The sequence below is a fragment of the Desulfosarcina sp. genome (genome assembly GCF_055467485.1).
The window spans coordinates 1-13,889 of the sequence record NZ_JBUOIV010000052.1; the positions used below are offsets into that span (position 1 = coordinate 1).

A 13,889-nucleotide genomic window follows, 5' to 3' on the forward strand; every position below is an offset into this window, starting at 1 on the left:
CGGAAAATCCGTCGACATCTTTGGCTCAGGCGGCGGTGAACGAACGGCGGCGCTGGCCGGGTTGAAACTGCTGGGACGGATTCCCTTCGATCCGCATATCGTCCAATGCGGGGATGCCGGCATCTCCTACCAGGAACAGTATGCCGACGCCCCGGCGAGCCGGGTTTTCGGCGAGATCGCCACCCAGATCTACCGGGCCACGCAAGGGTAACCGGTAGGTGGAAAAGCAAGGAAAAGGAGACCCTGAAATGAAAGTCGCCGTCAGTGCAGCCGGAACAAATCTCGAATCGAACATCGATGAACGCTTCGGCCGGTGCCGGTATTTTATGATCCTCGAAACGGATGACATGAGCTGCGAAGTGATCGAAAACACCAATGCCGACCTGTCGACCAGTGCCGGCATCCAATCGGCCAGCCTGGTCGCATCCAAAGGCGTGGAAGCGGTCATTACCGGCAATTGCGGGCCCAAAGCCATGCAGGTTTTTGCCGCAACGACGGTCAAGGTGATCACCGGTCAACACGGGACGATCAAAGAGGTCGTGGAACAGTTTAAACGCGGGGAACTCAACCCATCCACCCGCGGCAACATTCCCGGTGTGTCCGGAGCCGCCCAGCAGGTATCGGTCCCGGAGGCCGGACAGCCGGGCATGAACCTCAGGAGCGGCCGGGGCATGGGCGGTTGCGGTGGCCGGGGAATGGGCGGACGATGCAGGAACCTTTACGGCGCCGGATCGCCGGGTGCCCCAGACACGTCCGGGAACGTGACCGGGGAGCAGGAGCTGGCCCAATTGCGGCAGCAGGCCGACGATTTGAAAAAACAGATGGACGCCATCCACGCCCGGATGAAACAGCTGTCATGATCATGAGAAAAAAGCCGTCGATATGACTGACAATCTTGATGCATTTATAGAAAACCTGCAGCAACGGATATTTGACGAAACCCGGGAAGCCTTCGGAGAAGCCGGCTTTCAGCGCTGGCGCAATCCGCGCTATCGCGGGCCGCTGGACGCCCCCGATTCACACGCACGGGTGACTGGCAAGTGCGGCGACACCATGCAGATCTTCTTAAAATTCGAGAACGACCGGATGTGTCACGCTGCCTACCTGACCGATGGTTGCGGATCGAGCACGGTATGCGGCTCCTTTGCGGCAGAAATGGCCATCGGAAAAAATCCCGATGAACGGGTGGCAATCACCGGCGATGCCATCCTGGAAAAACTCGGCAGGTTTCCGGAAGAAGATCGGCACTGCGCGTTTCTGGCAGCCGAAACCCTTCAGGAAGCCTTGAACCGGTATATGATCGACAGGCAGAAAACCGAATGAGACGTCCATGAAACATCCAGCATTCCGATATCTGTTCGGCCCGGTGCCGTCCCGTCGATTCCGGCGCTCGCTGGGCATTGACCTGACCCCCCATAAAACCTGCAGCCTGGACTGTGTCTTCTGCCAGCTGGGCCGGACACCGCAAAAAACGCTGGAGCGAAAAGCGTACGTCCCCACGGCCGATGTCATCGATGAAATCGACCACTGGCTGCAAACCGACGGCGATGCCGATTACCTGACCCTCTCCGGCTCGGGCGAACCCACCCTGCATGCCGATTTTGGCCGGGTGCTGGCCTTTCTTCGAGATCGGCCGATTCCGTCGGTGCTGCTGACCAACGGAACCCTGCTCACCCTGCCGGACGTGCGCGAGGCCGCCGCTTTGGCCGATGTGGTCAAGGTATCCCTGAGCGCCTGGGACCAGAAATCATTCGAGTGGGTCAACCGACCGCACCGCATGCTTGCCTTCGAGTCGGTTATGGATGGGTTGAACCAGTTCCGCGACGGGTTCGATGGCCGGCTGTGGCTGGAAGTCTTCCTGCTGTCAGGCTTGAACGCCATGGCCAGGGATGTTGAGAAGATCGCCAGCCTGTCACGGGAACTCAAACCGGACCGCGTTCATCTGAACACCGTCGTCCGGCCGCCCGCCGAAGATTTTGCCGTCGCTGTGCCCATGACACAGCTGGAAGCGCTATGCGATGTGTTCGATCCACCGGCCCAAATTGCCGCCGGGTTCAACAGCCAGCGTTCGACTGCGATCCAGGCCAATGAAGCAACCATTCTGGCCATGCTCAGACGCCGGCCCTGTAAGATCGAACACATCGAAGCGGCATTTGGCATGCACATCAACGAAGTATCCAAATATTTGGGCGCGCTCCTAAAAAAGGATCAGATCCGATCCGACTGGAAAAACCAGGCGGTCTATTACGCGGCCAAGTGAGGCCGCAACCGGCTGCCGCACCGATCTCGCCGGTCATCATTCGCAACCTTGCGGACGATGACGACACCTTTCTGTAATCATGATCATACTTCATCATCCGCTGTCTTTTTTGACACCTGATCGGGAAAACCTGGCGCCGGTTTGCGCAATGCGTTGACCCGTTGGACCGTCTCGACGGGAAGGGTGGTCACCGGTTTGCCGGTGGTCAGGGCATGGTAATAGGCCTGGGCCGTCTTCTCCAGCAGCTCGGCGTGCTTCCACGCGTCCTCCAGGGTCTTTCCCAGGTTGAGTGCCCCGTGGTTCTGCATGATGAAACAGTGGCAGCGGTTGCCCACTGTTCGCTTGACCTGTTGCACCAGCTCGGGTGTCCCGGAAAAGGCATAGGGCACCACGTCCACGGTTTCGCCGATAGCCAGGGCCACCTCGTCGAAAAGGGCCGGGATGGGCTGGTTGATCAGGGCAAAAATACTGGCGTAGGCCTGGTGGGTGTGAACCACAGCCCCCACATCCGGCCGGCTCTGATAGATGCCCACGTGCATGGCCGTTTCGATGGAAGGCGCCAGGTCGCCGTCGATGCGGTTCAGGTCGAAATCCACCACGCAGATCGATTCCGGAACCAGTTCACGGTATGGCTTGCCCGACGGGGTGATCACCAGCACCGGTTTGCCGGGAACCCGCACGGACACATTGCCCCCGGCACTGAGCAGGGATCCGAAATAGCCGTGCCGGCACAGCCACTGGCAGCAGTCGACGACATCCTTGCGATTCTTATGGTACGGGTCCATCGCTTCTCCTCATAGTCACCCTTCGGATCTATATAAAAAGCAGTCATCGCCAATGGCTGGATTATTTAACAGGCCGTTGAAAACCTATTGCGCTTGGCCATACAGCGTTAACATTTGGTTCAACATGCTCATTTATCACACACAAACCCCGCTTTTTCGACAAATTTTGCCTTGTCCTGCCGGCGCTCATGGCGGTTTTCAACACCCTTTTTCCCCATTGTTTGTATAGCATTGAGCCACTCATCGATAGATACCGTTGATTTGCCATTATACCAAATCGGATTGAATTAAAATAGCCGGCCGGCAATACCCAGACCATAAGAAAAATGGAAGCGGTCAAAGGTGGCGGTAGGAAGGATGCCGGCCGCCTGCAAAAAACAATCGACCGTTATAACACCGAGCTGTCGCTGGATACCACCGACCAAATACGAAAAAGGAAAAGCAGCCCCGGCGGGGTCATGTACACGACGCCGACTTGCGGATACTGCCACCAGGCCAAAGCTTATTTCAGTCAGCACGGCATTCGCTTTACCGAGCACGACATCACCCGATCAAAAAAAGCCCGCCAGGAATTCGAGGCGCTCAATGGAAGGGGCGTGCCCCTGATCGTCATCGGTGATCAGCGCATCGCCGGTTTTAACCCATCGGCCATCGATCGGGCGCTCGGATTGCCCTGACGGTCGTATACCACCGGTTGGCGGTTCCCTCTTTGCGTCAGGGGTCATCCATGACCCACCGAGGCCCGGATGTAATAACCGTCTTCGAGTCCAACGCCACTCCCGTCGGCCTTCGCGGCGAACATCATTCAATCATTGCCAAACCACTTACCGTGAATTAAATTCCGTATTAACCATATCTGATCAATGGCCCGACCAGGGGTTGTTTTTCCCCATACCCAACCGTGTCGTTCCAAGCGCGGTGTACCAGGAGATAGTTCGCATGCTCGACGCCGCATACCGCCAGTTCTACAACGATCTGAAGTCCTTCCTCCCCGAATCCCGCATGGCCACCGACCCCTTGCGCACCCTGGCCTACGGCACCGACGCCAGTTTCTACCGGCTGATCCCCAAGATCGTGGTGCGGGCGGACGACGAAACCGAGGTATCCAGAATCCTGCGGCAAACCGGTGAACAAAACATCCCGGTCACCTTCCGCGCCGCCGGCACCAGCCTGTCCGGCCAGGCCATCAGCGACTCGGTGCTGCTGGTGGCCGGCGAATCGTGGCAGCAGTGGGAGGTGCTCGACGCCGGCCGCAAAATCCGGCTGCAGCCGGGCATCATCGGCGCCCGCGCCAACGGCATCCTGGCCCCTTTTGGGCGCAAGATCGGCCCTGACCCGGCGTCGATCAACGCCGCCATGATCGGCGGGATTGCCGCCAACAACGCCTCGGGCATGTGCTGCGGCACCGCCCAGAACAGCTACCAGACGGTGGACAGCATCCGTATCGTGCTGGCGGACGGCACGGTGTTGGATACCGGCGATGCCCGCAGCCGCGAGGCCTTCAAGACAACCCACGGCCGCATGTTGGACGGCCTGGACGATCTGGCCCGGCGGGTCAAGGCCGACCCGCCCCTGGCCGAACGGATCCGCAACAAATTCAAGATCAAGAACACCACCGGTTACAGCCTCAACGCCCTGGTGGATTTCAGCGACCCCTTCGACATCATCACCCACCTGATGATCGGTTCCGAGGGAACCCTGGCCTTTATCTCCCACATTGTCTACCGGACGGTGGCAGCGCCGCCTTTTAAATCCACGGCGCTGATGATGTTTCCGCAAATCGAGGGGGCCTGTCGCACGGCACAACGCATGCAGGCCCTGCCCGTGGCCGCCGCTGAATTGATGGACCGGGCCTCCCTGGGCAGCGTGGAGGGAAAGGCAGGCATGCCGGCCATGATTCGCGGCGTCTCTGCCACCACCACCGCCCTGCTGGTGGAAACCCAGGCGGCTGATTTTGCCACCCTGTCAGCCAACGTCCAGGCTATCGCCGACGCATTGGAAAAACGGGTGACCATGCGCACCGCCGACGGCGGCCGGACCCACGAATGGCACTTGGAGGGGGCGGACCTGGCTTTTCCGGCGGTTTTTACTGACCATGCCGGCCGGAGCGACAATCTGTGGAAGGTCCGCAAGGGGCTGCTGCCCTCCGTGGGGGCCGTGCGGGATCTGGGCACCACGGTGCTCATCGAGGACGTGGCCTTTCCCATCCACAGCCTGGCGCCGGCCACCCTGGACCTGCAGGCCCTGTTTGCCAAGCACGGCTACCGGGAGGCCATTATCTTCGGCCACGCCCTGGCCGGCAACCTGCATTTCGTTTTTTCGCCCAATTTCGGGCATTCGGCCGAACTGGACCGCTACGCCCGCTTCATGGAAGACATCGCCCACATGGTGGTGGATGTCTACGACGGGTCGCTCAAGGCCGAGCACGGCACCGGCCGCAACATGGCCCCTTTTGTGGAAAAGGAGTGGGGTAGCGATGCCTATGGGCTGATGCGGGAGATCAAAGCCATCTTCGATCCCGGTGGCCTGCTCAATCCCGGCGTAATTCTCAACGCCAACCCGGCGGTTCACCTGGAGCATCTCAAACCGCTGCCTCCGGCCGATCCGCTGATCGACGCATGCATGGAATGCGGTTTCTGCGAATGCCACTGCCCGTCGCGCAACCTGAGCCTGACTCCCCGCCAGCGCATCGTGATCCAGCGGGAGATCGCCCGTCTCACGGCCTCGGGCGACGATGCGGCCCGCCTGGCCGAATTGAAAAAGGGGTACGCCTGGCAGGGCGAGGCCACCTGTGCCGCCGACGGCCTGTGCGGGGTGGCCTGCCCCGTGGAGGTGGACACCGGTAAATTCACCAAAACCTTTCGCTCGCGGATGGTCAAAGCCCGGCCCTACCAGTGGCTGGCCGACCGGGCCGCCGACCATTTCGGCCTGCTGACCGCCGGCATCCGGGCCGGGCTCAAGGTTGCCGACGGGCTGCACCGCATGCTCGGCACCGCAACCATGAACCGCCTGGCCGGTTCCCTGAGGCACCTGTCCGGCAACCGGCTGCCGGCCTGGCTGCCGTCACTGCCCACGGCGTCGGCGCCTCCCCGCGGCCGGTCCACAGGAAAGGGCGAACGGGCGGTGGTCTATTTTCCGGCCTGTGTCAGCCGGACCATGGGGCCCGCCGCTGGCGACCCGCTGGCCGAGCCGCTGCACGTGGTCACCGAACGGGTGCTGCGCCGGGCCGGCTACCGGGTGATCTATCCACGACAGATGGAGGACCTGTGCTGCGGCCTGCCCTTCGAGAGCAAGGGCTTTTTCGACCAGGCCGACCGCATGTCCGATGCGTTGGAAAAGTCGTTGCTGGCGGCCTCCGGCAACGGTCGCCTGCCCGTGCTGTGCGATACCAGCCCATGCCTGGAACGCATGCGACGCACGTTCGGGCCGCGGCTGACCCTCTTTGAGCCGGTGGAATTCACTGCCACCCATCTGCTCGATCGGCTGACCATCACCCGAACCGAAGCTCCCGTGGCCCTGCACATCACCTGCAGCGCGCGTAAAATGGGCCTGGATAACGCCTTTGCGACTGTGGCCAACGCCTGTGCCGAAACCGTGGTGATCCCTTACGGCATCGAATGCTGCGGGTTCGCCGGAGACCGGGGTTTCAACGTTCCTGAACTCAACACCGCCGCCCTTTCCGGTTTGCAGCCGGCCGTAGCCGGCTGCACGGCGGGCTACGCCAACAGCCGCACCTGCGAAATCGGGCTGTCCCATCACAGCGGCATTCCCTATCGATCCATCATGGTCCTGGTGGATCAGTGCACAAATGGATCAGATGTCTGATGACTGAGAACTGAAGACCGAGGAAAAGCACGGATGCCGTCAATTATCCTGAAGACCAAGCGGGAAAAATCGCTGCTTAACCGCCACCCCTGGATTTTCTCCGGGGCCATCGCCCGGGCTGACGGACAGCCCCGGCCGGGCGATACCGTGGATGTGCTCGCCGCTGACGGGCGCTGGCTGGCCCGGGGGGCCTATTCGCCCCATTCCCAGATCCGCGTGCGCACCTGGACATTCGATCAGGCGGAAGCGATCGACCCTGGATTTTTCGAAAAGCGCCTGCAACAGGCACTGGATCTTCGCCGGACGATCATGGCAGGCGCCGACACCAATGCCAGCCGCCTCGTGGCCGGGGAGTCGGACGGATTGCCCGGACTGATCGTCGACCGTTACGACCGCTGGGTCGTCTGCCAGTTTCTCAGCGCTGGGGCCGACCGCTGGAAAACCAGCATCGTCGATTGCCTCAAGGAGCTGATTCCCAACCTGTCGGGCATCTATGAACGCTCGGACGTGGATGTGCGCAAAAAAGAGGGAATGGTCCCGGTCACCGGCTGCCTCCGCGGAGCGGAGCCGCCCGACCTGGTCGAGATTGAAGAGAACGGCTGTCGCTACCGGGTCGACGTCAAAGGCGGACATAAAACCGGATTTTACTTAGACCAGCGCGACAACCGGGCCTGCGTGGCTGCCCATGCGAAGGGGAAGGTCCTGCTCAACTGCTTCGCCTACACCGGCGCGTTCGCCGTGGCCGCGCTCAGGGCCGGCGCATCCCGCGTGGTCAACATCGACGCCTCGGCATCCGCCCTGGAACTGGCCCGCACCCATGTGGCGCTCAACGGCCTGGACAGCACCCGGGTCGACCACGTGACCGGCGACGTGTTCGACCTGCTCAGACAGTATCGCACCGGCGATCGGACTTACGATGGGGTCATTCTCGATCCGCCGAAGTTCGTTACGTCCAAAGGCGATTTAATGAAGGCCAGCCGGGGGTACAAGGACATCAACCGTCTGGCCTTTGAACTGCTGCGGCCCGGCGGCACCCTGTTCACCTTCTCCTGCTCCGGTCTCATGGGACGCGACCTGTTTCAGAAGATCGTGGCCGATGCCGCCCTGGATGCCGGTCGCCAGGCGCAGATCGTGCATTGGCTGAACCAGCCGCCGGATCACCCCACGGCTTTGAATTTTCCCGAGGGCACCTACCTCAAGGGGTTGGTGTGCCGCGTTGCTTAGTGGTCCGGCCTGAAGGCTGTCGAATGATCAGTACATTGAAAGGATGCGTAGATGGCCATTGACGATGTTGCCCGTCAGAGCGGTGTCTATTTCGACGCGGGCTTCTACTGTGCGGAAAGCGTATTGATGGCCGTCTGCGACCACCATGGCATTCAATCCCGATGGATTCCGAAAATTGCCACGGGGTTTTGCAGCGGCATGGCCCGAACCGGGGGTATGTGCGGGGCCTTCACCGGTGCCCTCATGGCCGTGAACCTGTTTTCGGGGCGAGAGAAGCCCACCGATTCTCTGGAAAAAAACTACCGGGCGGTAGCCCATCTGGAGAACCTTTTCAGGGCCCGTTTCGGTTCCACCGCCTGCCCTGAGCTGATCGGCTGCCGCTTAGACACCCTCGAAGGCCAGCGGCAGTTTAAGGAAGACAACCTGATCGTCAAGTGCCGCCAGTACACCGTGGAAGCCGCCGCCATCGCCACGCAGGTGATTGCGGCGTTGGTCGAAAATTAAATAAGGAGAGATTCCAATGATAAAAACCATCCTGATCCTTCTGTTAACGCTTTTCATGGCCGGTCCGGCCGCCGCCCAGGGCGGCCTGGTCAGTCGAAAAAGCAGCCATGACGTGGTGACCACCGCCAACCGTCTGGAAAGCGCCTTGAAGGAAAAGGGCGTCACCGTGTTTGCACGCATCGACCATGCTGCCGGTGCCCAGCGCGTCGGCCAGACGTTAAAGCCGACCCTGCTGATCATTTTCGGCAACCCGGCCATGGGGACCCCGTTGATTCAGCGCAGCCGGTCCATCGGCATCGACCTGCCGTTGAAAGCCCTGATCTGGGAAGACAACGCCGGTGAAGTCTGGTTCACCTACAACGCCCCGGATTACCTGGCCCGCCGCCATGGAATCACCGAGATGGGAGAAACCATTCAGAAAATGGAGCAGGTCCTGTCGAATTTCGCCCAGGCAGCTACATTGCCCTGACCTTGTCGACCGGCATCCCCATTACGAAAAAATGACCGGGCGCCTCCCGGGACACCATTCGCCCAAGTTGGTATTCTTATACAGAAGAATGATGATACATAAGAACAGTACCTATCCCAATCATATTGCCCGTTGCCGCACACATGCCGGTATGATAAGAATAGGATACTTTTCCGATGCTTATATCTCTACCGCAACCGTTCGATGGCGGGCCATCGCCGCGCCGACGCCTTTGAACATGGCGCCGATCCGCGTTGCGCCTGTGGGTTATGGGAAGTGATCCGCAGCAAGCTGTTGATGAGGAATAGTGACCGCGATGCCATCCGACGTTCTGACGCCCGATCCCAATCCCAGTCTGCAATGGCAGGACGAACACGGTGTGTCCCACCGTCTCACGCTGACTGACAAGATCTTCCTCGGCCGGGTCTGCCGCGGCATTGAGAGCGACAAGTGCATCCTCGTGCGCAATCCCATGGTTTCAAGGGACCATGCCGTGGTCCGGCTGGGCCGCCATGGCGTCGAAATCACCGACATGAGCAAAAACGGGACATGGATCAACGACGTCCGCATGGCCCCGGGCACTGCCCGGCAGCTCAAAGATGGGGATCGCATCTCATTGGGCGGCACGTGCATCCGTATCTCCTGCCCGGATCTGGCCGACCAGCGGGAAGAGGAAATCTGGATGGAACAGACCGCCATCCGACCGGCTGCGGTCTGCGTCACCAGCCTCGTCGCCGATGTTCGGGGATTCTCTGCGTTTTCCCAGAAGACCGACTCGGCGTTGGTCTACACCCTCATCAAGGCGATCTTCTCCCGATTCAGCAGCATCGTGAACGAGTACCAGGGCACGGTCAAGGATTATGCCGGCGATGCGGTCTTCGCTTTCTGGGAGCACCCCGATGGCTTTTCCACCGACCATACGCTGGCCGCCTGCCGAGCCGCCATCGCCCAGCTTCGCAGCGTCCCGGAAATCCACCGGCAACTGACTGACCGGGGGGTTTCGATGCCCCTCCCGGTGCTGGGCTGGGGGCTGACCACCGGCCAGGTTACCCTTTCCCACTACGGGTCGCGCTCAGCCGGCATGGCGTTGGTGGGCGACTGTATCAACCTGGCATTCCGCCTCTCCTCCATGGCCAACAAAACACTTCCTGCACCGATTGTCTTGTGCCGGGAAACGGCATCGTGGGTGACGCAGGAATTGCCGCTCATGGACCTGGGAAACCGGGAGATCCGGGGACGCACCGGGCAGGAGCACCTTTTCGGCATTCAACCGGCGTAAGCCATCTGCATGCAATAACCATCCGATCTCATGCAATTGAAGATTCCCCGCGGCAAGCCGCGGGGAATCTTCGCCGTAAGGATGAATATCGATTTCAGGTTCGCTCGCTAACCCCGCCGCAAACGACGCGAAATACGTTGCTGCCGCGGTTCAAAAGCCCTCCCGTGTCGCCCGGACACACCACGTCAACAATACCCGCTACCTTGGCTATCTCATGGAAAGCGATCCCGAACCGATCGACCGCAGCCGCTTGCCCGATTTCATCAGGATCTCATTTTTCAAATCGGCAGGCTATAGCGACACCATCCGGTCACTGATTCAGCAGCAACCGGTAAACGGGGACCGGCCCGGACGCATCCACCGGCTTGCGGGTAAACGAGAATCGCAGAAACATTGACAGCTTTCGACCCGCTGGAAACCGATGCGGCAGCACCCGACCGGCGCAGCCTGGCTTGCACCCTCGCAGGTTTGGTGTTAACAGTGAAAGAAGCACCACCCGTTTGAGTGGAATCAGATATCGTCCGACATGCAGGGTTGACGACTGAATGAAACGGCTCTCCTTCAACGCCTATCTGAATATGGTGGTCAACCGGCCTGGGTGGGTGCTCTTGTGCTGCGCTGCCATTACCTTTTTCTTTGCCTGGCACCTTCCGGGGCTCTCCTTCAAAACCACCGTTTACGACCTGGTCATCGAGGACCTGGACGAGTCGGCCCGCTACAATCAGTTCCTGAAGCAGTTCGGCTCCGATGAGATCATCCGGCTGGTGATCAGAGCCGATGACGTTCTCGACCCGGCCACTTTCGCCAAAATCACCCAACTGTCCGACGCTGCAGCGCAAATCCACGGCGTCATAAGGGTCATCAGCCTGCCTGAAGTCAGGAAAAACGTCGATCGAAGCGGTCAATGGGACATGACCCAATTCGCCGCCGTGCTGACGCCGGTGGAACTGTTTCAGCGCAATCTGATCTCAGCTGACCGAAAAACCACCATCATCACCCTGGTCCTCGACGCCCAGGCGGATAAGGACACAGCCATCGCGGCTGTCGAACGGCTCTTCGAGACCACCGGCAGGGACCTGCGGCTCTATCAGACCGGCATGCCTCTGGTCTCCGAAGCACTGGCGGAATATACCCGGCAGGATTTTCTTCATCTTACGCCCATTACCCTGATCGTCATCGCCCTGCTTCTGGCTGGACTGTTCCGTAATCTGCACTGCCTGGTCCTGCCGCTTTCGTGTGTGACCCTGGCCGTCTGCTGGACGTTCGGTCTGATGTCCCTGAGCGGCATCTCCGTCTCCATGCTCACGATTATCGTCCCGGTGTTCCTGATTGCCGTCGGCACGGCATACTGCCTGCACATCTGCACCGAATACCTCCAGCTGGTCAAAACATCGCCGTCGAACCGAGCTGCCAGCCTGGCCGTCTTCAGTCGCCTGGCCTTTCCGGTCACCCTGGCGGTGGCCACCACGCTCATCGGATTGGGGTCGCTCGGGATCAACCGCATCACGGCCATTCAGGAGTTTGCCCTGTTCGCCTGTTTCGGTATGGTCAGTCTGACGGTCATCCTGCTCGCCTTTTTCCCGGCCATGCTCGCCTGGCTGCCGCTGCCAACCGCCACCACCGACGGCCCGCCGGCCATCGATCGTTTTTTCGACGGCCTCCTTGCAGGCATCATCGCCTTGAACCTGAAGCACCGCAAAGCCTGCCTGATCGCCATCGGCCTGGTATCGATCGTCTGCATGGCCGGCGTGCTGCGGGTGCGCGTAGAAACCAACCCGGTGGCGTTCTTCAAGCGCAGCACCGATGTGAGCATGCATTTCCACAATATCTACCGGGATATGTCCGGAAGCTTTCCCATCAACGTGATCATGGACGGCGGCGAATCGGATTTCTTCGAAACGCCCGCCAATGTGGCCGGCATCGCCCGGCTGCAGTCCTTTCTGGACCAGCTGCCGGGCGTGGACAAGACCCTTTCCCTGGCCGATTACCTCAAACTGGTCAACTATGTCACCAATCGATTCGACCCGCAGTTTTATGAGCTGCCCGAAGACAGCTATGAACTCAGGATGCTGATGAACAACTTCAAGATCATCCTGGGAAATGACCTGCTGCAGCGTTTCATGAATGCCGACTACAGCAAGGTCAACATTCTCATGCTCACCCACATTGCCAACTCGCGCGACTTCATCCACACGCGCGACCGGATTCTGGCCCATGCCGCCAACGCCGACGACGATGACGTTACTTTAGAGGTCACCGGCCTGGGCATGGTCATCGCCGCTTCCAGCCAAGTCCTCACCCTGGGGCAGGTCAAAAGCCTGATCATTTCCCTGGTGCTGATCTTCGCCGTGATGGTGGTGCTGTTCGTCTCGAGCAAAGTCGGCCTCATCGCCGTGGTGCCCAACCTGTTTCCCATCCTGGTGAATTTCGGACTCATGGGGCTGCTGGGAATCCCGCTCTCCGTAGCGACCAGCCTGATCGCCAGCGTAGCCATCGGTCTGGCCGTGGACGACACCATCCACTACCTGGTGCGCTACAACACCGAATTCAAACGGGACCTGGACAAAGACCGGGCCATGCGCGACACCTTGATGAACGTGGGCAGGCCCATCATTTTCAGCTCGCTGACGATCGGCCTGGGCTTCTCCGTGCTGATTTTCTCGCATTTTCAGCCCACCGCCATCTTCGGTTTTCTCATGATGGTCACCATGATCTCCGCCTTGATCGGCGACGTCATCCTGCTGCCGGCCCTGATGATGCACGTGGAGCTGGTGACGGCCTGGGATCTGCTCAAGATGATGCCTACGGTGGGCGGCATTTCCCCGGCAACGGTTCACGAATTGAACCAGCCGCTGAACGCCATCAAGGTGGGCAGCGATTTTCTCAAGATGATGGCCCGGCAAAAGGGTCCGTTGAAAGCATCGCACCTGGCTGCCGTTGCCGGTGAGATCGGCAATCAGGTGGCCCGGGCGTCACAGATGATTCAGCGGCTCAGCGAAATGGGCCAGGCACCGGCGTTCGAGAAGGCACCCCTTCAGATCCGAAAACCCATCGAGGACACCCTGGCCTTTATGGAGAACCAGCTCAAGCTGGAGTCCATATCGCTGGACGTCCACATTGAACCGAACCTGCCGCCGGTCATGGGCCATCACGGCCGGATGGTGCAGGCGGTCTACAATATTTTTGACAACGCCAGAGAAGCCATCGCACGCCACAGGGAATCGGAGGAGCGTGAGCGGAATCACGTCATCACCGTCACCGCAGCTGAAATCAGCGGGTCGGTCGTGGTCACCATCACCGACACCGGTACGGGTATTGCCGAGCACGTCCATGACCGCATCTTTGAACCTTTCTTTACCACCAAGAGCGCCGGCAGAGGCAAGGGCCTGGGGTTGTCCATCAGCAACGAGATCGTTCGCGACAGCGGCGGGCGAATCACCGTGTCGAGCCAACGGGGGACAGGAACGACGGTCACCCTATCTTTTCCGGCCTTGAAAAAGACCGGTTGAACCAGGCCTTGCCTTATGACCCCGGGCTGAATTA

General features: G+C 60.2%; 13 protein-coding genes. 12 read left to right on the plus strand and 1 reads right to left on the minus strand.

Features of this window, described 5'->3' with window-relative positions; all coding sequences use genetic code 11:
* From ACZCED_RS19265 to ACZCED_RS19280, 4 genes are all read left to right on the plus strand, one after another.
* Window positions 1-211 (plus strand): P-loop NTPase (locus tag ACZCED_RS19265; protein WP_464861469.1); only part of this gene is annotated, 211 nt, incomplete at its 5' end.
* 37 nt (window positions 212-248) lie between these two features.
* The gene (locus ACZCED_RS19270) at window positions 249-860 is read left to right on the plus strand and encodes a NifB/NifX family molybdenum-iron cluster-binding protein (protein ID WP_464861470.1); all 612 of its coding nucleotides are present in this window, start codon (window positions 249-251) and stop codon (window positions 858-860) included.
* A 22-nt stretch (window positions 861-882) separates the two neighbouring features.
* Window positions 883-1,323 carry an iron-sulfur cluster assembly scaffold protein gene (locus tag ACZCED_RS19275; protein ID WP_462968451.1) on the plus strand — a complete coding sequence of 147 codons (441 nt, stop codon included), beginning with the start codon at window positions 883-885 and terminating at the stop codon, window positions 1,321-1,323.
* Window positions 1,324-1,330: 7 nt separating this feature from the next.
* Window positions 1,331-2,260, plus strand: coding sequence for a radical SAM protein (locus ACZCED_RS19280; RefSeq protein WP_464861471.1), 930 nt, complete (start codon window positions 1,331-1,333; stop codon window positions 2,258-2,260).
* 83 nt (window positions 2,261-2,343) lie between these two features.
* Here the strand turns inward: ACZCED_RS19280 and ACZCED_RS19285 are convergent, their stop codons facing one another.
* Complete coding sequence (locus tag ACZCED_RS19285; protein WP_462968453.1) at window positions 2,344-3,045, minus strand: class II aldolase/adducin family protein; 702 nt, start codon at window positions 3,043-3,045, stop codon at window positions 2,344-2,346.
* Between the two features lie 326 nt (window positions 3,046-3,371).
* Here ACZCED_RS19285 and ACZCED_RS19290 point away from each other — a divergent pair, with 326 nt between their 5' ends.
* The 8 genes from ACZCED_RS19290 to ACZCED_RS19325 all read left to right on the plus strand — a co-directional run bounded on the left by ACZCED_RS19290 (window position 3,372) and on the right by ACZCED_RS19325 (window position 13,855).
* Window positions 3,372-3,722 (plus strand): glutaredoxin family protein, encoded by a 351-nt coding sequence (locus tag ACZCED_RS19290; RefSeq protein WP_464861472.1) that lies wholly within the window; start codon window positions 3,372-3,374, stop codon window positions 3,720-3,722.
* A gap of 262 nt (window positions 3,723-3,984) precedes the next feature.
* On the plus strand, window positions 3,985-6,870 hold the full coding sequence (locus tag ACZCED_RS19295) for an FAD-binding and (Fe-S)-binding domain-containing protein (RefSeq protein WP_464861473.1): 2,886 nt from the start codon (window positions 3,985-3,987) through the stop codon (window positions 6,868-6,870).
* Between the two features lie 33 nt (window positions 6,871-6,903).
* Window positions 6,904-8,094, plus strand: coding sequence for a class I SAM-dependent rRNA methyltransferase (locus ACZCED_RS19300; protein ID WP_464861474.1), 1,191 nt, complete (start codon window positions 6,904-6,906; stop codon window positions 8,092-8,094).
* Between the two features lie 51 nt (window positions 8,095-8,145).
* A complete protein-coding gene (locus ACZCED_RS19305; protein ID WP_464861475.1) occupies window positions 8,146-8,598 on the plus strand; it encodes a C-GCAxxG-C-C family protein in 453 nt (150 codons plus the stop codon).
* A 16-nt stretch (window positions 8,599-8,614) separates the two neighbouring features.
* Complete coding sequence (locus ACZCED_RS19310; RefSeq protein ID WP_462968458.1) at window positions 8,615-9,067, plus strand: DUF302 domain-containing protein; 453 nt, start codon at window positions 8,615-8,617, stop codon at window positions 9,065-9,067.
* Between the two features lie 316 nt (window positions 9,068-9,383).
* Window positions 9,384-10,346: an adenylate/guanylate cyclase domain-containing protein gene (locus ACZCED_RS19315; RefSeq protein WP_462968459.1), complete on the plus strand. Its 963-nt coding sequence runs from the start codon at window positions 9,384-9,386 to the stop codon at window positions 10,344-10,346.
* 91 nt (window positions 10,347-10,437) lie between these two features.
* The gene (locus ACZCED_RS19320) at window positions 10,438-10,743 is read left to right on the plus strand and encodes a hypothetical protein (protein ID WP_464861485.1); all 306 of its coding nucleotides are present in this window, start codon (window positions 10,438-10,440) and stop codon (window positions 10,741-10,743) included.
* 148 nt (window positions 10,744-10,891) lie between these two features.
* Window positions 10,892-13,855, plus strand: coding sequence for an MMPL family transporter (locus tag ACZCED_RS19325; RefSeq protein ID WP_462968460.1), 2,964 nt, complete (start codon window positions 10,892-10,894; stop codon window positions 13,853-13,855).
* Window positions 13,856-13,889 lie beyond the last annotated feature (34 nt).

Coding starts and splice junctions, on each gene's coding strand:
- ACZCED_RS19270 (WP_464861470.1), top strand. CDS start 249: ATGAAAGTCGCCGTCAGTGCAGCCGGAACAAATCTCGAATCGAACATC.
- ACZCED_RS19275 (WP_462968451.1), top strand. CDS start 883: ATGACTGACAATCTTGATGCATTTATAGAAAACCTGCAGCAACGGATA.
- ACZCED_RS19280 (WP_464861471.1), top strand. CDS start 1,331: ATGAAACATCCAGCATTCCGATATCTGTTCGGCCCGGTGCCGTCCCGT.
- ACZCED_RS19285 (WP_462968453.1), bottom strand. CDS start 3,045: ATGGACCCGTACCATAAGAATCGCAAGGATGTCGTCGACTGCTGCCAG.
- ACZCED_RS19290 (WP_464861472.1), top strand. CDS start 3,372: ATGGAAGCGGTCAAAGGTGGCGGTAGGAAGGATGCCGGCCGCCTGCAA.
- ACZCED_RS19295 (WP_464861473.1), top strand. CDS start 3,985: ATGCTCGACGCCGCATACCGCCAGTTCTACAACGATCTGAAGTCCTTC.
- ACZCED_RS19300 (WP_464861474.1), top strand. CDS start 6,904: ATGCCGTCAATTATCCTGAAGACCAAGCGGGAAAAATCGCTGCTTAAC.
- ACZCED_RS19305 (WP_464861475.1), top strand. CDS start 8,146: ATGGCCATTGACGATGTTGCCCGTCAGAGCGGTGTCTATTTCGACGCG.
- ACZCED_RS19310 (WP_462968458.1), top strand. CDS start 8,615: ATGATAAAAACCATCCTGATCCTTCTGTTAACGCTTTTCATGGCCGGT.
- ACZCED_RS19315 (WP_462968459.1), top strand. CDS start 9,384: ATGCCATCCGACGTTCTGACGCCCGATCCCAATCCCAGTCTGCAATGG.
- ACZCED_RS19325 (WP_462968460.1), top strand. CDS start 10,892: ATGAAACGGCTCTCCTTCAACGCCTATCTGAATATGGTGGTCAACCGG.